Origin of the sequence: Bradyrhizobium sp. CB2312, assembly GCF_029714425.1 — a bacterium.
Classification (GTDB): Bacteria; Pseudomonadota; Alphaproteobacteria; order Rhizobiales; family Xanthobacteraceae; genus Bradyrhizobium.
Genome location: NZ_CP121668.1, coordinates 6,631,273 through 6,652,676, shown reverse-complemented (window position 1 = coordinate 6,652,676; position 21,404 = coordinate 6,631,273). Strand labels below are relative to the sequence as shown.

16 protein-coding genes are annotated in these 21,404 nt (G+C 65.8%); 15 read left to right on the top strand and 1 reads right to left on the bottom strand.

The window, feature by feature from the left end:
- The first annotated feature begins 6 nt into the window (after positions 1 to 6).
- From QA642_RS32495 to QA642_RS32450, 10 genes are all read left to right on the top strand, one after another.
- Entirely contained in the window at positions 7 to 813 is an 807-nt protein-coding gene (locus tag QA642_RS32495; RefSeq protein WP_027558985.1) for an enoyl-CoA hydratase-related protein, read from the top strand.
- Between the two features lie 76 nt (positions 814 to 889).
- On the top strand, positions 890 to 2,221 hold the full coding sequence (locus QA642_RS32490; RefSeq protein WP_283080525.1) for an MFS transporter: 1,332 nt from the start codon (positions 890 to 892) through the stop codon (positions 2,219 to 2,221).
- Between the two features lie 64 nt (positions 2,222 to 2,285).
- Positions 2,286 to 3,983 carry a GMC oxidoreductase gene (locus tag QA642_RS32485; protein ID WP_283080524.1) on the top strand — a complete coding sequence of 566 codons (1,698 nt, stop codon included), beginning with the start codon at positions 2,286 to 2,288 and terminating at the stop codon, positions 3,981 to 3,983.
- A 97-nt stretch (positions 3,984 to 4,080) separates the two neighbouring features.
- The gene (locus QA642_RS32480) at positions 4,081 to 5,514 is read left to right on the top strand and encodes an NAD-dependent succinate-semialdehyde dehydrogenase (protein ID WP_283080523.1); all 1,434 of its coding nucleotides are present in this window, start codon (positions 4,081 to 4,083) and stop codon (positions 5,512 to 5,514) included.
- A 185-nt stretch (positions 5,515 to 5,699) separates the two neighbouring features.
- The gene (locus tag QA642_RS32475) at positions 5,700 to 7,247 is read left to right on the top strand and encodes a PLP-dependent aminotransferase family protein (RefSeq protein ID WP_283080522.1); all 1,548 of its coding nucleotides are present in this window, start codon (positions 5,700 to 5,702) and stop codon (positions 7,245 to 7,247) included.
- A gap of 418 nt (positions 7,248 to 7,665) precedes the next feature.
- Positions 7,666 to 9,675 (top strand): hydantoinase/oxoprolinase family protein, encoded by a 2,010-nt coding sequence (locus QA642_RS32470; protein ID WP_283080521.1) that lies wholly within the window; start codon positions 7,666 to 7,668, stop codon positions 9,673 to 9,675.
- Positions 9,672 to 11,267 (top strand): hydantoinase B/oxoprolinase family protein, encoded by a 1,596-nt coding sequence (locus QA642_RS32465; RefSeq protein ID WP_283080520.1) that lies wholly within the window; start codon positions 9,672 to 9,674, stop codon positions 11,265 to 11,267. Before QA642_RS32470 ends, QA642_RS32465 begins: the two co-directional genes overlap by 4 nt.
- Positions 11,264 to 12,559: an aspartate aminotransferase family protein gene (locus QA642_RS32460; protein WP_283080519.1), complete on the top strand. Its 1,296-nt coding sequence runs from the start codon at positions 11,264 to 11,266 to the stop codon at positions 12,557 to 12,559. Before QA642_RS32465 ends, QA642_RS32460 begins: the two co-directional genes overlap by 4 nt.
- Before the next feature lie 137 nt (positions 12,560 to 12,696).
- Positions 12,697 to 13,629, top strand: coding sequence for an N-carbamoyl-D-amino-acid hydrolase (locus tag QA642_RS32455; RefSeq protein ID WP_283080518.1), 933 nt, complete (start codon positions 12,697 to 12,699; stop codon positions 13,627 to 13,629).
- 5 nt (positions 13,630 to 13,634) lie between these two features.
- Complete coding sequence (locus tag QA642_RS32450) at positions 13,635 to 14,288, top strand: flavin reductase family protein (RefSeq protein ID WP_283080517.1); 654 nt, start codon at positions 13,635 to 13,637, stop codon at positions 14,286 to 14,288.
- On the opposite strand, the gene QA642_RS32445 is transcribed toward QA642_RS32450, so the two are convergent.
- Positions 14,285 to 14,947 carry an aspartate/glutamate racemase family protein gene (locus QA642_RS32445; protein WP_283080516.1) on the bottom strand — a complete coding sequence of 221 codons (663 nt, stop codon included), beginning with the start codon at positions 14,945 to 14,947 and terminating at the stop codon, positions 14,285 to 14,287. The genes QA642_RS32450 and QA642_RS32445 overlap by 4 nt on opposite strands.
- 56 nt (positions 14,948 to 15,003) lie before the next feature.
- Between QA642_RS32445 and hydA the strand changes: the two genes are divergently transcribed.
- The 5 genes from hydA to QA642_RS32420 all read left to right on the top strand — a co-directional run bounded on the left by hydA (position 15,004) and on the right by QA642_RS32420 (position 21,376).
- The gene (gene hydA / locus QA642_RS32440) at positions 15,004 to 16,473 is read left to right on the top strand and encodes a dihydropyrimidinase (protein ID WP_283080515.1); all 1,470 of its coding nucleotides are present in this window, start codon (positions 15,004 to 15,006) and stop codon (positions 16,471 to 16,473) included.
- 16 nt (positions 16,474 to 16,489) lie between these two features.
- The gene (locus tag QA642_RS32435) at positions 16,490 to 17,464 is read left to right on the top strand and encodes an NAD(P)-dependent oxidoreductase (RefSeq protein ID WP_283080514.1); all 975 of its coding nucleotides are present in this window, start codon (positions 16,490 to 16,492) and stop codon (positions 17,462 to 17,464) included.
- Between the two features lies 1 nt (position 17,465).
- A complete protein-coding gene (locus QA642_RS32430; RefSeq protein WP_283080513.1) occupies positions 17,466 to 18,215 on the top strand; it encodes an SDR family oxidoreductase in 750 nt (249 codons plus the stop codon).
- The gene (locus QA642_RS32425; protein ID WP_283080512.1) at positions 18,212 to 19,645 is read left to right on the top strand and encodes an NAD(P)/FAD-dependent oxidoreductase; all 1,434 of its coding nucleotides are present in this window, start codon (positions 18,212 to 18,214) and stop codon (positions 19,643 to 19,645) included. The genes QA642_RS32430 and QA642_RS32425 overlap by 4 nt, the downstream gene beginning before the upstream one ends.
- A gap of 111 nt (positions 19,646 to 19,756) precedes the next feature.
- The gene (locus tag QA642_RS32420; protein WP_283080511.1) at positions 19,757 to 21,376 is read left to right on the top strand and encodes an ABC transporter substrate-binding protein; all 1,620 of its coding nucleotides are present in this window, start codon (positions 19,757 to 19,759) and stop codon (positions 21,374 to 21,376) included.
- The last annotated feature ends 28 nt before the right edge of the window (positions 21,377 to 21,404 follow it).

Below are 21,404 nucleotides of genomic sequence, written 5' to 3'. Positions count from 1 at the left end.
GCACAGATGCCGTCACCCTATACATTCGCCGATCCCCGACTCGCAAAACTCGACGGGTTCAAGGTCGAGATCGACGAGGCGCATGAGCGCGCCGACATCATCTTGGGGAGGCCGCCCTACAACGTCGTGGCGATGCCGCAGCGCGACCAGCTGCGCTTGACATTCGAAACGCTGGACGAGGATCCGCGCGTGCGCGTCATCGTGGTGCGCGGCGAGGGCGAGCATTTCTCCAGCGGCGGCAATATCGGCGGCTTCATGGAGGCGAGCCCCGAGCATGTCTCCAAGCTCGCCTGGAACATCGCCGCGCCGGCGCGCTGCGCCAAGCCGGTCATCGTCGCCAATCGCGGCTATTGCTTCGGCGTCGGCTTCGAGCTGTCCCTCGCCTGCGACTTCCGCATCGCCTCCGAGACCACGCAATACGCGCTCCCGGAGCAGAAGCTCGGCCAGATCCCGGGGTCGGGTGGCTCGGCCCGCCTGCAGAAGATGGTCGGCATCACCCGCACCAAGGACATCGTGATGCGCTCCAAGCGCATCTCGGCGAAGCAGGCCTATGAGTGGGGCATCGCCACCGAATGCGTGCCGGATGCCGAGCTGGAGAAGGCGACCGACAAGCTGGTCGACGAGCTCCGCACCTTCTCGCCGCTGGCGCAGCGCACCGCCAAGAAGCTCCTCAACGACACCGAGGATTCGACCCTCGCCATCGCCATCGAGCTCGAAGGCCATTGCTACAGCCGCCTGCGCCAGTCGGAAGACTTCAAGGAGGGCGTCGAGGCCTTCAATGCCAAGCGCCCGCCGAAATTCGTCGGTCGCTGATACGCGACTGGACTAACGGCCGCGGTTCGCAATGGCGCGGACCGCGGCGCTACTCAAACGGGGGAGGTAAAACAACATGGCTGAGATGGATATGCCGGTCGCGGGTGCACAAGCATCCGCAGATAACAAGCAGATGGTCAATGCGATCATCGCGTCGGTGCTCGGATGGGCGCTCGATCTGTTCGATTTGTTCATTCTGCTCTACGTCGCGCCGGTCGTCGGCGCGCTGTTCTTTCCATCCAGCAATGCCGCGCTGTCGCTGGCGGCCGTCTACGGCTCGTTCGCCGTGACGCTGCTGATGCGGCCGCTCGGCTCGGCGGTGTTCGGCCATTATGCCGACGTGCACGGCCGCAAGCAGGCCATGCTGATCGCCATCATCGGCGTCGGCCTCAGCACCGCGGCGTTCGGCCTATTACCGACCATCGCGCAGGTCGGTGTGATCGCGCCGGTCGTGTTCCTGATCCTGCGCCTGGTGCAGGGTGTGTTCGTCGGCGGTGTCGTCGCCTCGACGCATACGATCGGCACCGAATCCGTGCCGCCGCAATGGCGCGGCGCGATGTCGGGCCTGGTCGGCGGCGGCGGCGCCGGCATCGGCGCGCTGCTTGCGTCCTTCATCTTCCTGATCACGTCCTCGGTCTTCCCCGGCGATGCCTTCGCGGTGTGGGGTTGGCGCTTCATGTTCTTTTCGGGACTGCTCAGCTCGCTGCTCGGCTGGTTCATCTTTCGCAACCTCGAGGAATCCCCATACTTCAAGGAGCTCAAGCGCCAGCAGGGCAACAAGCAGGTGAAAGTCTCGAAGGCGCCGGTCAAGGACGTGTTCTCCGGCGAATATCGCGGCGTGCTGCTGATCAACCTGCTGATCACTTTCGGCGGCGGCGCCGGCTATTACCTGACCTCGGGCTATCTGCCGAGCTTCCTGAAGGTGATCAACGCAGTGCCGAACCAGACCTCGTCGCTGATCCTGATGGGTGCGAGCGTGTCGGCGTTCTTCTCCGCGGTGCTGGTCGGCGCGCTCAGCGACTGGATCGGCCGCAAGAAGACGTTCCTGCTGATCGGCGCGCTGGCGGCCGTGTTGCTGCCGCTGTGTTATCTCAATCTCGCGGCCACCAAGGACACGACGCAGATCACGCTCCTTGCGCTCGCTATCGCCTTCATCGGCAATGCCGGCTACGCGCCGGTGCTGATCTTCCTGAACGAGCGCTTCCCGACCGCGCTGCGCGCGAGCGGCACGGGCCTGTCCTGGAACATCGGCTTTGCGCTGGGCGGCATGATGCCGACCTTCGTCTCGCTGGTGAGCGCCAGCCCGGCGCAGATTCCGATGTCGCTGGCTTACTTCGCGGTCGGCGTGTTCGTGATCTATCTGATCGGAGCCGTCGTGATCCCCGAGACCAAAGGCAACTTCCGCTGAGCCAAATTCGGCGCGGCTGCACAAGCGGCCGCGCCGGCCTATCGAACTGCTCAACGAGACGGGAATGGATGGACTGCATTTCGACGATGTGATCGTCGGCGGCGGGTCGGCGGGCTGCGTGCTCGCCAACCGGCTTTCTGCCGATGGGCGCCGTCACGTGCTGCTGATCGAAGCCGGAATGGACACGCCGCCGGAGGCGACGCCTGCGGAAATCCTCGACAGCTATCCGATGTCGCTATTCTATGGCGACAAGTACATCTGGCCTGGCCTGTCGGCGGCGGCGGGCCGTAACACCGAGGGCAAGCCGGTCGTCCGCGCCTATGAGCAGGGGCGGGTGATGGGTGGTGGCTCCAGCATCAACGTGCAGTCGGCCAATCGCGGCCTGCCGCGCGACTACGACGAATGGCACGAGCTCGGTGCGCGCGGCTGGGGCTGGACCGATGTGCTGCCCTATTTCCTCAAGCTCGAGACCGATCTGGATTTCGACGGCCCGCTGCATGGCGGAGGCGGCCCGATTCCGATCCGCCGTATCGCGCCCGAGGCGATGCCGGCGTTTGGCCGCGCGGCGGGCGAGGCGCTGTCGGCGACCGGCCTGCCGTTTCGCAAGGACCAGAACGCCGAGTTCGAGGATGGGATTTTCCCGCCGGCGTTCTCGAACCGCAACGACCGCCGCGTCTCCGCGGCCGCCGGCTATCTCGATGCGGCCACGCGGGCACGGCCGAACCTGACCATCTGGGCCGACAGCGAGGTCGAGCAGCTCCAGCTCGAGGGCCGCTGCGCGAGGAGTGTGGTGGTCGCGCGTGGTGGGCAGAAGCTCACAGTCAAGGTCGACCGCGTGATCCTCACGGCAGGCGCGCTGCAATCGCCGGCGATCCTGATGCGGGCGGGCATCGGCCCGGGGCCCTTGCTGCAGGCGCTCGGCATTCCCGTCAACATCGATCTGCCGGGTGTCGGCAGCAATCTGCGCGATCATCCCGCGTTGACCTTCTGCCAATATCTGCCGCGGCGGTTGCGGTTGCCGCTGGCCCGGCGCCGCCCCAATTTCACGGCCATGCGGTTCTCGTCGGGCCAGCCGGGCTGCGATGCCTCCGACATGTACATCACGGCCTCGGCCCGCGGCGGCTGGCACGCGCTGGGCACACGGCTCGGGCTCTATTTCCTCTGGTGCAACCGGCCGTATTCGAGCGGCTCGCTCACCCTGGCGAGCCCGGATCCGAAGGCCTATCCGGTCGTCGATCTCAATCTGCTGTCCGACGAGCGTGATCTCGAGCGGCTCGTCGCAGCCGTCCGGTTGCTGGCAAGGCTCGTGGTGCATCCGCAGCTCAATCCCGAGGCCGGCGATTTCTTTCCGGCCTCCTATTCCCCGCGCATCAAGCGCCTGAGCCGGTACGGCACCGCCAACCGTATCGTCGCCTCCATCATTGGGCCGATGCTCGACGTGCCCGCGGGCTTGCGGCAGCTCCTGATCCGGCTCGTGCTGCTCAACGGCACGGCCTTCCAGGCGACGCTCGCGGACGACCGCGCGCTGGAAGCTTTCGTGCGGCAGAGCGTGTTTGGCGTCTGGCATCCCGGTGGCACCTGCCGCATGGGCGACCCCGCCGACCGGATGGCGGTGGTCGATCCCGTGGGCAGGGTGATCGGCAGCGAGAATGTCTTCGTGGCGGACGCCTCGATCATGCCGCGGCTGCCGACGGCCAATACCAACATCCCCGTGATCATGGCCGCCGAGAAGATCAGCGATGCGTTGCTGCGGCATCATTGATCCCTTTTCGTTTGGCCCCTTTCGGTGTAGCTCTGCGCCGGCTTGAAACGGCGGGCGCCAAGCCCGCTGATGCGCCAAATCATGGAGGCAAACGAGGATGTATCCGAAAGTTCAAATGTTCATCGCCGGCGAGTGGACCGACGGCACGTCCGGCAAATCGGAGGACATCCTCAATCCCGCGACCGGCCAGCCGATCGGCAAGACCCCGCACGCTTCAAAGGCGGACCTCGACCGCGCGCTGGAGGCCGCCAGGGCCGGCTTCGAGGTCTGGCGCAAGACCTCGCCGTTCGACCGCTACAAGCTGATGCGCAAGGCCGCCGACATCATCCGTGCGCGCGCCGCCGAGATCGCGCCTGTCATGACCATGGAGCAGGGCAAGCCCGTCGTGGAAGCGCAGGGCGAGACCATGCTGGCAGGCGACCTCATCGACTGGTTCTCCGAGGAGGCCCGCCGCGCCTATGGCCGTATCGTGCCGCCGCGGATGGGCAACGTCTCGCAGCTCGTGACCAAGGAGCCGGTCGGCCCGGTCGCGGCGTTCACGCCCTGGAATTTCCCGATCAACCAGGCCGTGCGCAAGATCTCGGCTGCGCTCGCCGCAGGCTGCTCGATCATCGTGAAGGGGCCGGAAGAGACGCCTGCGAGCTGCATGGAGCTGGTGCGCGCCTATGCCGACGCGGGCATTCCGCCCGGCGTCGTCCAGCTGGTGTTCGGCGTTCCGGCCGAAGTGTCGGAATATCTCATCCCGCACCCGATCATCCGCAAGATCAGCTTTACGGGCTCGACCGCGGTCGGCAAGCATCTGGCCGCGCTCGCCGGCCTGCACATGAAGCGCGTCACCATGGAGCTCGGCGGTCACGCGCCGGCGATCGTGTTCGCCGACGCCGACCTCGACAACGCCGCGAAGATTCTGTCGGCCAACAAGTTCCGCAACGCCGGCCAGGTCTGCGTCTCGCCGACGCGCTTCCTGGTGCATGAAAGCGTCTACCAGCCTTTCGTCGACAAGTTTGTCGCAGCCGCCAAGAGCCTCAAGGTCGGCAATGGCCTGGACAAGGACACCCGCATGGGACCGCTGGCGAACCCGCGCCGTGTCGATGCCATGGAGGGTTTGGTCTCCGACGCCGTCCAGCGCGGCGCCAAGGTGCAGGCCGGCGGCAAGCGCATCGGCAACGAGGGCTTCTTCTTCGAGCCGACCGTCATCACCGACGTGCCGCGCGATGCCCGCATCATGAACGAGGAGCCGTTCGGCCCGCTGGCGCCGATCACCTCGTTCCGCAGCTACGACGAGGTGGTGGCCGAGGCGAACCGTCTGCCCTACGGCCTTGCGGCCTACGCCTACACCACCTCGACCAAGACGATGCAGGCAATCGGCGCCGACATCGAGAGCGGCATGGTCTCGATCAACCATCATGGCCTCGCGCTGCCGGAAGTGCCGTTCGGCGGCATCAAGGATTCCGGCTATGGCTCGGAAGGCGGCCTCGAGGCGATCGAGGGTTACCTCAACACCAAGTTCGTCACGCAGGCGAGCGCGTAAAGTCAGACGCGGTGTCATTCCGGGGCGCGCGACTTGTCCGCCGAAGCTCGAAGAGCGAAGGCGGAAGCGCGAGCCCGGAATCCATCGCACAGCACGCTACGCGTACAAATGGATTCCGGGCTCGCGCCAAGTGGCGCGCCCCGGAATGACGGTGGATTGCACCTGCGTTGCCTCACGGACGGGACATGGACAACAGCCGTCACCCGAGCAAGCGCGTATCCCTCGCGGGGATGCATATCGACCGCACGTCGGCCGTGCCGCTGCATCTGCAGATCGCGGCCCATATCCGCGACGGCATCCTGCGCGGCGTCTTTCCCGCCGGAACGCAATTTTTGGGCTCGCGCGAGATCGCGCGCGAACTGGGCTGTTCGCGTACGGTGGTGCTGACCGCCTGGGATCTGCTCTACGCCGAAGGCTATCTTGCCTCGATGCCGCGGGGGAGCGTCATGGTGGCGGCCGTCGCGACGCCGCATGTGGAGCCTCCGTCCGCGACATCGCCTGACGCCAAGCCCGGTCACATGTCGGAGCGCTGGCGATCGCTGCTGGCCTCCGACTACGAGACCAACTGGCCGTCGGAATTCGCTCCCGGCGCGCCTGACATCTCGACCTTCCCGTTCAAGGAATGGTCGCGCCTGCTGCGCCAGAGCTGGCAGAATCCGAGGGAGCAGGAGTGCCTCGATCTTCCCGCGGAAGGTCATCCGCGGCTGCGCAGCGAGATCGCGAACTTCCTCGGCTCCGTGCGCGGGCTCGTCTGCGCGCCGGAGGAGGTCGTCGTCACCTCAGGGACATCGGGCGCGCTGGATTTCTGCAGCCGGATGATCCTTGATCCCGGCGACGAGGTCTGGGTCGAGGAGCCCGGCTTCGTTGAAGCCCGCTGGGCGCTCACGGCGGCCGGCGCAAAACTCGTTCCGATTCCGGTCGATGACAAGGGCCTCGTCGTCTCCGAAGGAATCCGGCGCGCACCGCGCGCGAAGCTGATCGTGGTCACGCCGTCGCATCAATATCCGCTTGGCGTCAGCATGGGGCTGGAGCGGCGGCTCGAGCTGCTCGACTGGGCCAACAGGAACGACGTCTGGGTGATCGAGGACGACTACAATTCCGAGTTCAGGCACCAGGACAGCATGATCGCCTCCCTTCGCTCGCTCGATCGCGAGGGGCGGGTGATCTATTTCGGCACCTTCTCCAAGATCATGATGCCGAACCTGCGGCTCGGCTACATCGTCGCCAACAGGCGTTTCATCGAAAGCTTTTCGAAAGGGCGCGCGCGGATCGACGTGCACACCTCCGGCATCGGGCAGCTCGCGCTGGCCGAGTTCATGCTCGAAGGACATCTGCTGCGGCATCTGCGCGCGATGCGGCGGGTCTATGCGGAGCGACGGAGCGCGCTGATCGATGCGATCGCGGCGCTGATGCCCGATGATCTGACCGTCTCCGCGGCGGTGACGGGCTTGCATCTGGTGGCCGAGTTCACCGCGGCGATGCGGGCGCGGACGAGCGATCGCGAGGCGGCTGCAAGCCTGAAGCAGGCCAGTATCCACGTGCAGCCCTTGTCGCAAAACTTTCTCGAGCCGCCGACGCGGCAAGGGCTCGTGTTGGGTTACGGGCGGCTGCAGGTCGAAGATGCCTCTCCGCTGCTTGCGAGAATCGCGGCTTGCATCGGTTCCGGCCCCCGCAACGCACCATCCGAGCCGGCGATTTCCTCACTTACTGTTCGTACAATAAAGAGTAGCTGAGCCGACCGTCTTGCATGGCTCGTAGCCAGGTTGCGATCCCGCAGTGCCCGTCGATCGCCTGCAAATTAGACAGCCGATTTGGGCGCTTCGATTGCAGTGCAGCGGGCACCACGATTCTGCGCGGTAAATTCCGTGGTGCGCCGCACTCGTCTGGCGCGGCACGGCACTCGTTTGCGTGCTCCTTGCGCGGGCACCGCTGCACCAAAACGTGCAGCCGCGCGCGATGCCGCCCACGTACTGGTCTAGCGGTTTGCGACAATCCTGGCCCTATCGCGAAGCCGTCGCTCTGTCGCACGCTCGCGTCCGGTGGCATGACAGGGGATGCATGATGAGCGCTCTCGGTTCGGCATTCGACGTTGCGATGGATGGGAAGGACCCGGGGTCCGGTCCGGACGTCACGCGTAGCTGACCCCTGCACATGAGCTCTTCCGAACATCACTGGGAAGTCGGCACCGATATCGGCGGCACCTTCACCGACATCATTGCCATCAGGCGCGGCTCTGCGGAGACGCGGATCGCAAAGGTGCCGTCGCGGCCCCAGGCGCCGGTCCAGGCGATGCTGGAGGCGATCGAGGCGGTGGGGCTGCGCAAGAGCGAGGTCAAGCGCTTCGTCCACGGCACCACGCGCGTCACCAACGCCATTGTCGAGAACCGGCTCCCGAAAGTGGCGCTGGTCGCGACGGAAGGATTTGCCGATGTGCTGGAGATCGCGCGCTATCGCCGCCGCGATCTCTATCGGCTCGACATTCCGCCGAAATCGCCACCGCTGGCGCCGCCGGAACGTTGTTTCGGCCTTGCCGAGCGCCTCGATCACGAAGGCAGGGTGCTGAAGGCGCTGGATGAGGCGGAGATCGAGCGTCTCGTCTCCTGGCTGATGCAGACCGGCGTTCAGAGCGTCGCCGTGGCCTTGCTGCACGCCTATGCCAATCCGGTGCATGAGAGGATGGTGGGCGAACGCCTCAAGGACGTCGTCGCCCATGTCTCGCTGTCGCACGAGGTCAATCCCGAGGCGCGCGAATATGAGCGGACCTCGGCCACCGTGTTCAACGCTGCCGCGATGCCGATCGCAGTGGAATATCTCAGCGAGCTGGAGCAGCGGCTGCCGATCGGTGCGGGCCTGCAGGTGTTTCATTCCGCGGGCGCCATGGTCCCGATCTCGGCGGTGAAGCGGCGGCCGCTGGTGATGGCGATGTCGGGGCCGGCCGCCGGCGTCTCGGCCTCCGTCAGCATCGCGCGGCAGCTCGGCACCTCGCGCATGCTGACCTTCGACATGGGCGGCACCACGACTGACGTCTGCCTGATCGTCGATGGCCAGGCCGAGATGGCCGACGGCCGCATGCTCGGTGACAAGCCGCTGCGCCAGCCGATGCTTGCGGTTCATTCCATCGGCGCGGGCGGCGGATCGATCGTGCGCAACGGTCCCGGCGGCCTGACCGTCGGTCCCGAGAGCGCCGGCTCCGAGCCGGGTCCGGCCTGCTACGGCCGCGGCGGCACGGAGCCCACCATTACCGATGCCAATGCCGTGCTCGGCTATCTCAATCCTGAAACCAAGCTGGGAGAGCGCATCGGCATCGATATCGAGGCCGCCAAGCGCGTCATTGCGCCGATCGCGAGCGCGTTGGGACTGAGCCTGACCGAAACGGCGCTCGGCATCATCAAGGTCGCGAACGCGACCATGGCCCGCGCGCTCCGCCGCGTCACGGTCGAGCGCGGCATCGACGGACGCGACTGCACGCTGCTCGCCTTCGGCGGCGGCGGTCCCATGCATGCAGCAGGCCTTGCCGATCTCTACGGCATTGCAGAGGTCGTCGTGCCCAGCGCCTCCAGCGCATTCTCGGCGCTGGGTTGCCTCACCGCCGATTTCAGCTTCCTTCAGCAGCAGACCCTTCGCGCTGCCCTCGACGGCATCGATCTTGCGCGCGTATCGGAGCGGATCGGAACGCTGATCGACGATGCCTCGGCGCCGCTGATCGCTAATGGTGTTGCGAAGGCGGAGATCCAGGTCGAGCTGGTGGCTTTGATGCGCTATGCGGCGCAGAACGACGCCATCCCGGTAACCTTCACGCTGCCGCTCGACGTCGCCAAGCTCAAGAAGGACTTCCTGGCGCGGCACAACGAGCTCTTCGGCTATGCGACCGGCGAGCCTTGCGTCATCGAATCCGTGCGGGTGCAGGCCCGTCGCCCATCGACAACCGTGGTCAGCCGGCCGGCGACCGCGGTGAGGGCGGTGTCGTCAGGCGCGCGCATCTGCTCGTTCGACGGCTTCCACGACATCGCAACCGCGATCATCGACCGCGCCTCGCTGACCGACATCGTCCACGGCCCCGCCATCATCGAAGACGCATGGTCCACCGTGGTGGTGCCACCCGGCTGGCAGGCCAGGCCAGACGCCGCCGGCAATCTGTTCCTGACGCGGAGGGTGGCATGAAGCTCGATCCGTTCGTCGTCGAGGTCATCAGGCACGGGCTCTCGGCCGCGGCCGAGGAGATGAGCCTGGTGATGACCCGGTCGGCGCGCTCGCCACTGCTGCGCGAGGCTGGCGATCTGTCGTCGGCGATCACGGATGGTCATGGCGGCCTGGTCGGGCAGGGCCGCGACATCCCGATCCATCTCGGCGCCATGGCCTACACCATTCCCGAACTGCTGAAGGTCTTGCCGCGCGAGAGCCTGAACGACGGCGACGTCGTGATCTACAATGTCGGCGCGCTCGGCGGCAATCACCTCAACGACGTCAAGGTCGTGCGCCCGGTCTTCGTCGACGGCGAGATCGTGGCGTTCGCGATCAGCCTCGCCCACTGGCCCGATATCGGTGGCACCTGGCCCGGCAGCTATTTCGCCAAGGCGGTCGACACGTTCCAGGAGGCGATGCGGATTCCGCCGGTGCTGATCGCAACCTCAGCCGGCGTCAACACACCGATCGTGCAACTGCTCAAGGCCAATGTCCGCGATGCCGAGTCCTGCGAGGGCGATCTGCTCGCCCAGATCGCGGCGACCAAGGCCGGCGAGAAGCGCATCGTCGAGCTCTGCCGCGAGCACGGCAAGGCGGTATTCACCGCGACGCAGTCGCGCCTGCACGATCTCTCCGAGATCGAGATGCGCGAGGCCCTGCGCGAGCTGCCGGACGGCGTCTATGAGGGCGAGGATTACCTCGACGACGGCAGCGAGAACAACGCGCCGGCGCGCATTCACGTCAAGATCACCATTCGCGGCGACGAGGCGACCTTCGACCTCTCTGGGAGCTGCGACCGCGTCTCGAACTTCTGCAACACAACGCCGTTCATGGCGCGCTCGGCCGTTGCCTATGCCGCGCGCATCATGAGCGGGCGCGACATGAACCAGAACGCGGGCGCCCTGCGGCCGCTGGCCATCATCACGCGGCCGGGCTCGATCCTGGAGCCGGGCTGGACCGCGTCGGTTGCGGCCGGCAACCACGAGACCTCCATGCGCATCGTCGATGCGATTTTTCGCGCGATGCAGGACACCATTCCCGAGCGCTTGTCGGCGGGCGGTGCGACCACTGCCGGCGTCCTGTTCTTCGCCGAACCGCGGCCGAACGGTTCGTGGAAGATGCTTTACGAGGTTCACGGCGGCGGCGAAGGCGCGCGGCATGACCGGGCCGGCACCTCGGCGACCCGGGTGCATCTGTCCAACACCTCGAACACGCCGGTCGAGGTGATCGAGGCAAGTTACGCGATCCGGCTCGAGCAGCAGGCCATCCGCCGGAATTCCGGTGGCGCGGGCGCGCATCGCGGCGGCGACGGCTCCGTTCGCACCTACCGCATCCTGGCGCCTTCGATGCATCTCACAACCTGCATCGAGCGCATGGTGATTGCGCCCTGGGGCATGCAGGGCGGCGAGTCCGGCAAGGCCTGTCGCATCTCGCTTGTCAGGCAAGGCGCGAACGTTGCAATCGACGGCAAGTCGAACCTGGTGTTGCAGCAAGACGATCTCGTCACGATCGAGATGTGCGGTGGCGGCGGCTACGGCGCCGTGGCCGCGACGAGAGGGGACCCGCGATGAGCAGATTGTTGCGAACCGGGCTGAACGCGGGCGAGGCTGCGCCGATGGCCGTGGTCGGCGGCGAGGGCGCCTACTTCCATTTGTCGGACGGCCGCAAGCTGATCGACGGCAGCAACACCGGCGGCGGCCTCGGCCATCGCCACCCTGCGATGGTGGAAGCGATCCGACGCGCGGCGGATACGCCTGTCGTCAACGAGGGCTGGACCTGGGTCGGTCGCGAGCAGGCCGCCGACGACCTGATGGCCACCGCCTTCAAGGGCGAAGAGGATTGGGTCGGCGCGGTGCGCTTCTGCATCAGCGGCAGCGAGGCCAACGACATGGCACTCTCGCTCTGTCAGGCGCTGACGCAGCGCTCGGCGCTGGCGACGCGCGAGCGCGCCTATCACGGTATCACCGGGCTGTCGCGCAGCATGACGGTGCAGCCGCAATGGCACGGCGGTCTCGCGGTGCACGCCGGCGGCTCAAAACTGCCGGCGCCGATGGCGCCGGTGCGGATTTTGCCGGCGCCCGATGGCGCGATCTACGGCGCGCCGGCCAACAACACCCCGCCGAGCGAATATCTCGCCGATGCCCCGCGCCTGCTCTCGGACACTGCAGCGATGATCATCGACTACACACAAGGTGGCATTTATTACGATGGTGCCTATCAGGATGAGGTGGCGCGCTGTGCGCGGCAGGCAGGCTCTTACTGGATCGCGGACGAGGTCGTCACCGGCGCAGGCCGCGCGGGCCGCTGGTTCGCATTCCAGGGCGCGCAAAGCCGCCCCGATATCGTGACCCTCGGCAAGTCGCTCGGCGGCGGTGCGGCGGCGGTCGCCGCGGTGGTGGTGTCCAAGGACATCGTCGAACGGCTCAAGGGGACGAGCTGGCAGAACTACGGCACGCTGCGCGGTCATCCGATCAGCATGGCTGCCGTCAGCGCCTATCTGAAGGTCATTACCGACGACTCGATTCTGGAACACGTTCAGAAGCTGGAGAAGCTGTTCACCCGACGTCTCCTGGAGATCGCGCAGAAACATCCGAGCGTGCAGCGCGTGGCGGGGCAGGGGCTGCACTGGACGGTGGAGCTGCATGGTCCGAACTGGCGCACCTGGCACGCCGACACCACCGAGGTGCCGATCGCCTCGCGCGTGGCCGAGCGGGCGCTGGAGGCCGGCGCAGTGATCGGGACCAGCGGCGAGCAGACCTCGCTGTTCCTGGCGCCGCCGCTGGTGATCTCAGAGCACGAAGCCGGGCAGCTTCTGGACGCGCTCGACCATGGCCTCGACATCGCCGACAGGGAGCAGGGCTGAATGCGAAGCATGCAATGCACATCATGCCCTCGCGCAGGCCTCCGGCTGGAAATGTCCGGCGATGCTGCGCTAAGCTGCGCGCGCTGCCACATCCTTCAAATGGCAGTTTCTGCCAAGACATCACCAGGAAATCGCTGATGCGTATCGTCAACGTCGCCGCCGCCCAGATGGGCCCGATCCAGAAAGCCGACAGCCGTGAGGCCGTGGTCAAGCGCATGATCGCGCTGATGGACGAGGCGAAAGCTAAAGGCGCCGACCTGATCGTCTATCCGGAACTGGCGTTGACAACATTTTTCCCGCGCTGGTACGTCGAGGACCGGGCGGAGTTCGACAATTGGTTCGAGCGCGAGATGCCGAATGCGGCGACGAAGCCGCTGTTCGAGCGTGCGGCGCAGCATCAGATGGCCATGAACTTTGGCTACGCCGAACTGACGCCGGATGGCCACCACTTCAACACCGCCATCCTGACCGACAAGTCCGGCAAGATCGTCGGCAAATATCGCAAGGTCCACCTGCCGGGCCATGTGGACTACGACACCAAGCGCTCGCACCAGCATCTCGAGAAGCGCTATTTCGAGCCGGGCGATCTCGGCTTCAACGTCTGGCGCGAACTCGGTGGCGTCATCGGCATGGCCATCTGCAACGACCGCCGCTGGCCCGAGACCTATCGCGTCATGGGCCTGCAGGGCGTCGAGATGGTGCTGATCGGCTACAACACACCATCGGTGAACGCCGAGAAGAGCGAGGAGGGCGTCGAGAAGCGCCTGTTCCACAATCGCCTCTCCGTGCAGGCCGGCGCTTATCAGAATGCGACCTGGGTGGTCGCGGTGGCCAAGGCCGGCAATGAGGACGGCCATCCGTTATTCGGCGGCAGCCTGATCGTCGATCCCAATGGCGAGATCGTCGCCGAGGCCAGGACGGACGAGGACGAGCTTCTGGTTCACGCGTGCGACCTCGATGCCACCACCTTCGGCAAGACCACGATCTTCAACTTCGCGGCGCACCGCCGCATCGAGCATTACGGCTTGATCACCAGTCGCACGGGCGCCGTGCCGCCGCCGGAGACGTGAGGCTGATGGCGGACAAGGGCATCTCCCTGCGCGAGCTCGATCCGCGCGATCGCTACAAGCTGCTCTGCGGCGTGGTCGTGCCGCGGCCGATCGCGCTGGTGACGACGCTGGACGAGAACGGGGCGGTCAATGCCGCGCCGTTCAGCTTCTTCAACGTCTTCTCGGAAAGTCCGGCGCTGATCGTGCTCGGGCTCCAGCACAAGCCGGATCATAGTCCGAAGGACACGACCCGCAACATCCATCGCGACGGCGAGTTCGTGGTGCACATGGTCGATGAGGCGCTGTCGGTCGCCATGAACGACTGCGCCGTCGATTTCCCCTCCGGCGACAGCGAGGTTGCTGCGACGGGGCTTGCCACGCTTCCCTCCATCGACGTGAAAGTGCCGCGCCTTGCTGCGGCACCCTTCGCGCTGGAATGCCGGCGCCACGTCGTGCTGACCTTCTCGCCCGACCGTGAGCTCCTGGTCGGCGAGGTGCTCAGGGTTCACGCCCGCGAGGGCCTCGTCGATGAGGCCAACATGTATGTCGATCTCGATGCGTACCGGCCGATCGGCCGCATGTTCGGCAATCTCTACACCACGCAGCGGGACACGTTTGCGCTTGTCCGCGAGAGCCATGCGCTCGCGCGCCAGGACCAAAACGAGCTGAAGGACGCCTAGTGAGCCGAGAACTGCACCGCGCCCAGCGCCATGGTCACGGCCGCCTGTGTCGGGTCGATCACGGGAATGCCCAGCGCGTCCTCCAGCGGGCGGCGGTGACGCGCCATGCCGGCGCAGCCCATCACGATGGCGCGGGCGCCGTCCGCGTCCCGCAGCGTGCGGCCAACCTCGATCATCTTGGCCAGCGTGCCTTCGCCCGAAGCAGTCTCGGCAACGCTCATGTTGAGCGGCCGCTCGCCGGCGAGGCGCTCGGTCAATCCCATCTGCCTGAGATAGCGCATATGCCGCGGGATCGAACGCTGCGCGATCGCGATGACGCCAAAGGTTTCGGCGCGCGCGAGCGCGGTCAGCACGCCGCACTCGGCGATGCCGAACACTGGCCGCTCCGTGCCTTCGCGGCAAACCTGAAGCCCGGGATCGCTGTAGCAGGCGATGACGAAGGCCGCCGAGCTGTTGTCGCCTTCGACGAGGCGGCGCAGCGGCATCGCGACGCTATCGACATCGGCCTGGCTTTCAATGCCGAACGGACCCTCGGCCAGCGACTGGCAGACCAGTTCCGGCCCGCCCTCGAAGCCGAGCGGCTTCAACGCATCCTCCAGCCCTTGCGTGACCGCGGGATTGGAGTTCGGATTGATGACGAGGATGCGCGGCCGAGACATGATGGTCTTCCTGCGAAATTGCGATTGCGTGCCTTGAGCCTATCACGGAGTGCCTCATGACTGAACCCGCTTACGACCTGATCATCCGCGGCGGCCGAGTTGCCACCACCACCGACGTCTTCGAGGCCGACGTCGCCATAACAGGCGAGACCATCGCGGCGATCGGCCGCGGGCTGCCGGCGGGCAAGCGCGAGATCGACGCGCGCGGCAAGCTGGTGCTGCCCGGCGGCGTCGACAGCCACGCGCACATCGAGCAATTGTCCGCCGCCGGCATCATGAACGCCGATACCTTCGAGAGCGCAACCGTGTCGGCGGCCTTCGGCGGCACCACCACGGTGATCCCGTTCGCCGCCCAGCATGTCGGCATGAAGCTGCCGCAGGTGGTGGAGGATTATCACGCGCTGGCGAAGAAAGGCGCCGTGATCGACTACGCCTTTCACATGATCATCGCCGATGCCACCAAGGAAACGGTCGAGGAGCACATCCCGGCGCTGGTGAAGCAGGGCCACGCCTCGATCAAGATCTTCATGACCTACGACCGCCTCAAGGTCGACGACGAGCCCTTGCTCGACATTCTCCTCGCGGCGCGCCAGTCCGGTGCGATGCTGTGCGCTCATGCCGAGAACCACGGCATCATCGCCTGGATGGTGAAGCGGCTGCTCGCGCGTGGCTACACCATGCCGAAATATCACGCCGTCAGCCACGCCCGTGTCTCGGAGGCCGAAGCCTTCACCCGGCTGATCGGCATGGCCGCGCTGATCGACCAGCCGATCATGATCTTCCATGTCTCGACCGCTGAAGGCGCCAAGGTCATCCGTGACTCGCGCGGCCAGGGATTGAAGGTCTTCGCAGAGACTTGCCCGCAATATCTGTTCCTCACCGCGAACGATCTCGACAAGCCCGGCGCCGAGGGCGCTAAATGGATGTGCAGCCCGCCGCCGCGCACGCATGCCGACCAGGAGGCGCTGTGGCAGGCGCTGTCGCTCGGCGATCTCCAGACCATTTCGTCGGATCACGCGCCATATCGGTACGACGAGACCGGCAAGCTGCGTGCGGGTCCTAATCCGAATTTCAAGCAGGTCGCCAACGGTCTTCCGGGACTGGAGCTGCGGCTGCCGCTGCTGTTCGACGCGATGGTGTCGAAGGGCCGGCTGGGCCTGGAAAAATTCGTCAAGCTCACGTCGACAGCCCCGGCAAAAATCTACAATCTGCATCCGCGCAAGGGCTCGATCGCGGTCGGCGCCGACGCTGATATCGCGATCTGGGATCCGAACCGCGAGACCGTGATTGCGGACGAGATGATGCATGACCTCGCCGGCTACACGCCGTTCGCCGGCCGCAAGCTGAAGGGCTGGCCTGTGTCTGTGCTGTCGCGCGGCCGCGTCATCATCGACGGCAACAAGTGCCTCGCGAGCGCCGGCAGTGGAAAATTCCTGGCGCGCAGCGGCGGTGAGGCGGCCAAGCCGACCGGACGCCTCGTTGCGGACATGGATCCGGAACGGAACTTTGGGGCAAAACTGCTGTGATGGTGGATTGCGCGCGATGAAGATCGTCATCTTCGGCGGCACCGGCTTTGTCGGCCTCAATCTTGCCGAGGTGCTGCTCGCGCGCGGGCATGAGGTGACGCTGTATGATCGTGCGCTGCTGCCTCCGGCGGCGCAGCGGTCGCTGACCGACTATCGCGAGCGGCTCAAGGTCGTCCAGGGCGACATTACCGACGCGGAAGGCATCGACCTCCTCATTGCCCGGGGCTGCGATGCGATCGTGCTCGGCGCGGCGGTTACGGCCGGCGATGATCTCGAGCGGGCCTCGCCCGCGCGCGTTCTCGAGATCAACGTGATGGCCCAGATACCGATCCTGCAGTCGGCGATCCGCCACGGCGTTCGTCGCGTCGTCAATCTGTCGTCGGGGTCGGCCTACGGCGCCGCGGGCCAGCGCTTTCCGGTGCTGGACGAGGAGACGCCTTGCGATCCCGTCTCGTTCTACGCGATCAGCAAATTCACCTCGGAACGATCTGTCGCCCGCTATGCCGAACTCTTCGGCGGAGAGTTCCTGAGCGTGCGGCTGAGCGCGGTGTTCGGTCCGTGGGAGCAGGCCAGCTCGGTGCGCGACACGCCCAGTCTTCAATTCCAGATTCTGGCGGCGTTCGCGCGAGGCGAGCCGGCGATCATGCCGTCTCCCGGGATGAAGGACTGGACCTACGCGCCGGACGTCGCCGAAGCCGTTGCCGTGCTGATCGAGGCCGAGCGGCCGCGCCACCGGCTCTACAATATCTCCAGCGGCGCGGCCTGGTCGGCGCTGCAATGGGGCGAGGCTTTTGCCGCGTTGCATCCCGGCCTGCAATGCCGGCTCGCGACACCGAGAGAGAAGAACTTCATCAAGCTTCATGGGAGGGATCGTGCGCCGATGTCGGTCAAGCGGATGGCCGATGAATTCGGCTGGCGCGCGCGGTTCGGCTGTGCCGAGTCCGCGGCAGCGATGAGCGCCTGGTGGATGCAGCACAAGGAGGGGATTTGACATGCGGCTGCAGGGGCGCACCGCCATCATCACCGGCGCCGGCTCAGGCATCGGCCGCGCCAGCGCAAAACTGTTCGCCGAGGAGGGGGCGCGCCTCGCGCTGGTCGATCGCGATGCTGTCGGCCTTGAGGAGACGCTGAACCTCGTGGGCGAGGCAACGACGCATGTCGGCGACGTCGGTGATGCCGGCTTCGCCGAGACCGTCGTCAGCGAGCTCGTCGCGCGCCACGGCCGGCTCGACATCCTCATGACCGCTGCCGGCTTCTCCTGCGGCGGCACGGTGCTGACCACGACCCTGGACGATTGGGATGCGGTGTTCCGCGCCAATGTCGGCGGCACCTGGTTGTGGGCGCGGGCCGCGGTGCCGCAGATGCAGCGGCAGAACAGCGGCTCGATCATCACGCTGGCATCGCAGCTTGCTATCGCCGGCGGCAAGGGCAACAGTGCCTATATCGCCGCCAAGGGCGCGATCGTCAGCCTCACCCGGACCATGGCGGTGGATTTCGCAACCGACGGCATCCGCGTCAACGCGATTGCGCCCGGCGCGATCGATACGCCGATGCTCCGCCGCAGCTTTGCCCGGCACGCCAATCCGGACGAGGTGCGCGAAGTCTCCCGCAACCGCCACGCCATGAAGCGGTTCGGCGCGGCTGAAGATATCGCGCAGGCCGCGCTGCATCTCGCCAGCGATGCGTCCTCGTTCACGACGGGGACCGTGATGGTGGTCGACGGAGGTTGGCTCGCGGCATGAGCGACGCGCTGACAGAACTTGAGGCAGGCGTGCGCGCCGATCTTGCCCGGATCGCGCATCCCGGCGCTGCCTGGCTCGAACCGAAGACGGGACCCGATGGCAAGCCGGCGCTGGATGTGCTCATCATCGGTGCAGGCCAGTCCGGCATCGCCATCGGCTTCGGCCTGATGCGCTCCCGCGTCAGCAACATCCTGCTGATCGACAAGGCCGCGGAGGGGAAGGAGGGCCCATGGCTCACCTATGCCCGCATGCCAACGCTGCGCAGCCCGAAGGACTACACCGGCCCTGACCTCGATATTCCGAGCCTGACCTATCAGTCCTGGCATGAAGCCCGGTTCGGCAAGGAGAGCTGGCAACAGCTTGGCCTGATCGAACGCGATCACTGGGCCGAGTATCTGCTCTGGCTGCGGCGCACGATCGGCCTGCCCGTGCACAACGCTAGCAAACTCCTGGAGATCTCGCCTGCATCTGACGGCCTGCTCGCCGTGCGCGTGAAACGCGCCGACGGCATCGAGACGCTCTATGCCCGCAAGATCGTGCTGGCGACGGGGCAGGAGGGCATGGGCGACTGGATGATCCCGGAGCAGCTAGCGCATCTGCCGGCGAGCTCGATCGCGACCGTCGCCGACGACATCGACTTCGAAAGCTTGCGCGGCAAGCGCGTCGCTGTGATCGGCGCCGGCGCCTCCGCCTTCGACAATGCGGCGACCGCGCTCGAAGCAGGCGCAGCGGAAGTGCATCTGCTCTGCCGCCGGGCCCAGATCCAGCTGATCCAACCCTATCGCTGGCTGACCTTTCGCGGCTTCCTGCGTCATCTCAGCGATCTCGACGATGCCTGGCGCTGGCGCTTCATGCGCAAGATCCTCGAGATGCGCGAGGGATTTCCGCAGCCGACCTATGACCGTTGCGCGCGACATGCCAATTTCACATTGCACGAGGGTGCGCCGGTCGAAGCCGCGCGTGAAATCGGCAAAGGCGTTGAGTTGCATACACCGCGCGGCGCTATCAATGCCGATTTTGTCATCTGCGGCACCGGTATCGACATGAACTTTGCCGGGCGCGGTGAGCTCGGCGGCTTTGCCGGCAACATCGCCACTTGGGCCGACCGCTATCAGCCGCCGGAACATGAACGCAACGAACGACTCGGCCGCTTCCCGTATCTCTCCGATGATTACGCCTTCACCGAGCGCGTGGCAGGCGAGACGCCGTGGATCTCCGACATCCATCTCTTCGCCATCGCTTCGACCATGAGCTTTGGTCCGTCGGGATCGTCGATCAATGCGATGACGACGGCCGTGCCAAAACTCGTGAATGGCTTGACGCGCGGCCTGTTCCGCGCCGATGTTGCGCGGCATTGGGCGTCTCTCAGCGCCTATGACGTGCCGCAGGCCGTGATCACGCGGCCGGCGCGAACAATGGAGCAATCGTAATGATCATCGATGCGCCGCCGCGACGAAGCGCCTCTGCGAGATTGGCGCGCAACTTGCTTCTTTCTTAACCTGCCTTGCTGGCGTTCTTGCTCGAAATTCAGGGAAAAACCAATGCGTTTTGTGTCTTTCAGGCCCGCGACCTGCGTTCTCGCCACCGCTGCGCTGTTGCTCGTCGCCACTGCGCCGTCGCAAGCGCAAACCAGGGCGGAGACGCTGCGTTATGTGACCGGCGCATCGGTCAACACGCTCGATCCCAACATTCCCGGCTCGACCCGCGAGTCCTTCGCGCTGAGCATGAGCACCTATGACCGGCTGGTCGCGTTCGGCCGCAAGCAGCTCAACGGCAAATGGGTGTTCGATCTCGATACGATCACGGGCGAGCTCGCCGAATCCTACGAGGTCAGTCCGGACGGGCTGAAGCTCACCTTCCGCCTGCGCAAGGACGCAAAATTCCAGGACGGCTCGCCGGTCACCGCCGAGGACGTCAAATGGTCGCTCGATCGCTGCGTCACGGCGCCGATCCTCGGCAAGGCGCAATTGCTGACAGGCTCGTTGACGTCGGCCGACCAGTTCAAGGTGATCGATCCGCTGACGATCGAGGTGACGCTGCCAAAACCGGACAAGCTCGCGCTGCCCAATCTCGCCACCGTTTACCCGATGATCATCAACTCGAAAGTGGCAAAGGAGCACGCGACGGCGGATGATCCCTGGGCCACCGCCTGGCTGAAGGAGCACACCGCCGGCAGCGGCGCCTATGTGCTCGAGACGTTCAAGCCGGGCGAGCAGGCCATCATCAAGCGCAACGAGGCCTGGAACCGCGGTTCGCCCAGCAAGCCGGCCTTCTTCAAGCGCGTCATCATCCAGTCCGTGCCGGAGCCGGCCACCCGCGCCAACCTCGTCGAGCGCGGCGATGCCGATCTCGTCGTCGATCTCCAGGCCAGCGACGTGCAGGCGCTCGAGGCCAAGGGCAAGCTCAAGGTGATCTCGACACCGCAATACAATTCGATCACCTTCGTCTCGATGAACAACCAGATTCCGCCCTTCGACAACGTCAATGTCCGCCGCGCCATCGCCTTCGCGCTGCCCTATGACGACATGTTCAAGGCGGCGCTGTTCGGCCGCGGCGCGCCGCTGTTCGGCGCGAGCTGGCCGGACGGCAAGCCGCTGAACGGCATCTACCCGTTCCAGCAGCCGGTGAAGATCGATCTCGACAAGGCGCGGGAATATCTCAAGGCCGCCGGCCTGCCTGAGGGATTCTCGACGACGTTCAGCTTCAATGTCGGCCAGGCCTCGACCGCGGAACCGATGGCGGCGCTGGTCAAGGAGTCGCTCGGCAAGATCGGGATCAAGGTCGACATCCAGAAGCTGCCGGATGCGCAGATGTCGACGCAGATCAACGAGAAGAAGCTGCCCTTCTTCACCGAGGGCATCGTCGCCTGGCTGCCGTCGACCGATTATTTCTACCGCAACTTCTACACCGGCAATCAGCGCTGGAACTACAGCTCGATCAACAATCCCGAACTGGCTGCGATCGCGCAGGAGGCGCGCTTCGAGCCGGATAAGGCCAAATACGAGGAAGACGGCCGCAAGCTCAACGCGATGCATGCCGACCTGATGCCACAGATCATGCTGTGGCAGCCGAACCAGGACGCGGTGATGGCAGCTTCGATCGAGGGCTATACCTACGAGTTCCACCGGCAAGTCGACTATCGCGACGTCAGCCGCAAGTGACATGCACAGCCAAGAGAGGCTTTGAGAG

Excerpts from the sequence above, each read along its gene's own strand:
- QA642_RS32495 (WP_027558985.1), top strand. The coding sequence starts at position 7 with ATGCCGTCACCCTATACATTCGCCGATCCCCGACTCGCAAAACTCGAC.
- QA642_RS32490 (WP_283080525.1), top strand. The coding sequence starts at position 890 with ATGGCTGAGATGGATATGCCGGTCGCGGGTGCACAAGCATCCGCAGAT.
- QA642_RS32485 (WP_283080524.1), top strand. The coding sequence starts at position 2,286 with ATGGATGGACTGCATTTCGACGATGTGATCGTCGGCGGCGGGTCGGCG.
- QA642_RS32480 (WP_283080523.1), top strand. The coding sequence starts at position 4,081 with ATGTATCCGAAAGTTCAAATGTTCATCGCCGGCGAGTGGACCGACGGC.
- QA642_RS32475 (WP_283080522.1), top strand. The coding sequence starts at position 5,700 with ATGGACAACAGCCGTCACCCGAGCAAGCGCGTATCCCTCGCGGGGATG.
- QA642_RS32470 (WP_283080521.1), top strand. The coding sequence starts at position 7,666 with ATGAGCTCTTCCGAACATCACTGGGAAGTCGGCACCGATATCGGCGGC.
- QA642_RS32465 (WP_283080520.1), top strand. The coding sequence starts at position 9,672 with ATGAAGCTCGATCCGTTCGTCGTCGAGGTCATCAGGCACGGGCTCTCG.
- QA642_RS32460 (WP_283080519.1), top strand. The coding sequence starts at position 11,264 with ATGAGCAGATTGTTGCGAACCGGGCTGAACGCGGGCGAGGCTGCGCCG.
- QA642_RS32455 (WP_283080518.1), top strand. The coding sequence starts at position 12,697 with ATGCGTATCGTCAACGTCGCCGCCGCCCAGATGGGCCCGATCCAGAAA.
- QA642_RS32450 (WP_283080517.1), top strand. The coding sequence starts at position 13,635 with ATGGCGGACAAGGGCATCTCCCTGCGCGAGCTCGATCCGCGCGATCGC.
- QA642_RS32445 (WP_283080516.1), bottom strand. The coding sequence starts at position 14,947 with ATGTCTCGGCCGCGCATCCTCGTCATCAATCCGAACTCCAATCCCGCG.
- hydA (WP_283080515.1), top strand. The coding sequence starts at position 15,004 with ATGACTGAACCCGCTTACGACCTGATCATCCGCGGCGGCCGAGTTGCC.
- QA642_RS32435 (WP_283080514.1), top strand. The coding sequence starts at position 16,490 with ATGAAGATCGTCATCTTCGGCGGCACCGGCTTTGTCGGCCTCAATCTT.
- QA642_RS32430 (WP_283080513.1), top strand. The coding sequence starts at position 17,466 with ATGCGGCTGCAGGGGCGCACCGCCATCATCACCGGCGCCGGCTCAGGC.
- QA642_RS32425 (WP_283080512.1), top strand. The coding sequence starts at position 18,212 with ATGAGCGACGCGCTGACAGAACTTGAGGCAGGCGTGCGCGCCGATCTT.
- QA642_RS32420 (WP_283080511.1), top strand. The coding sequence starts at position 19,757 with ATGCGTTTTGTGTCTTTCAGGCCCGCGACCTGCGTTCTCGCCACCGCT.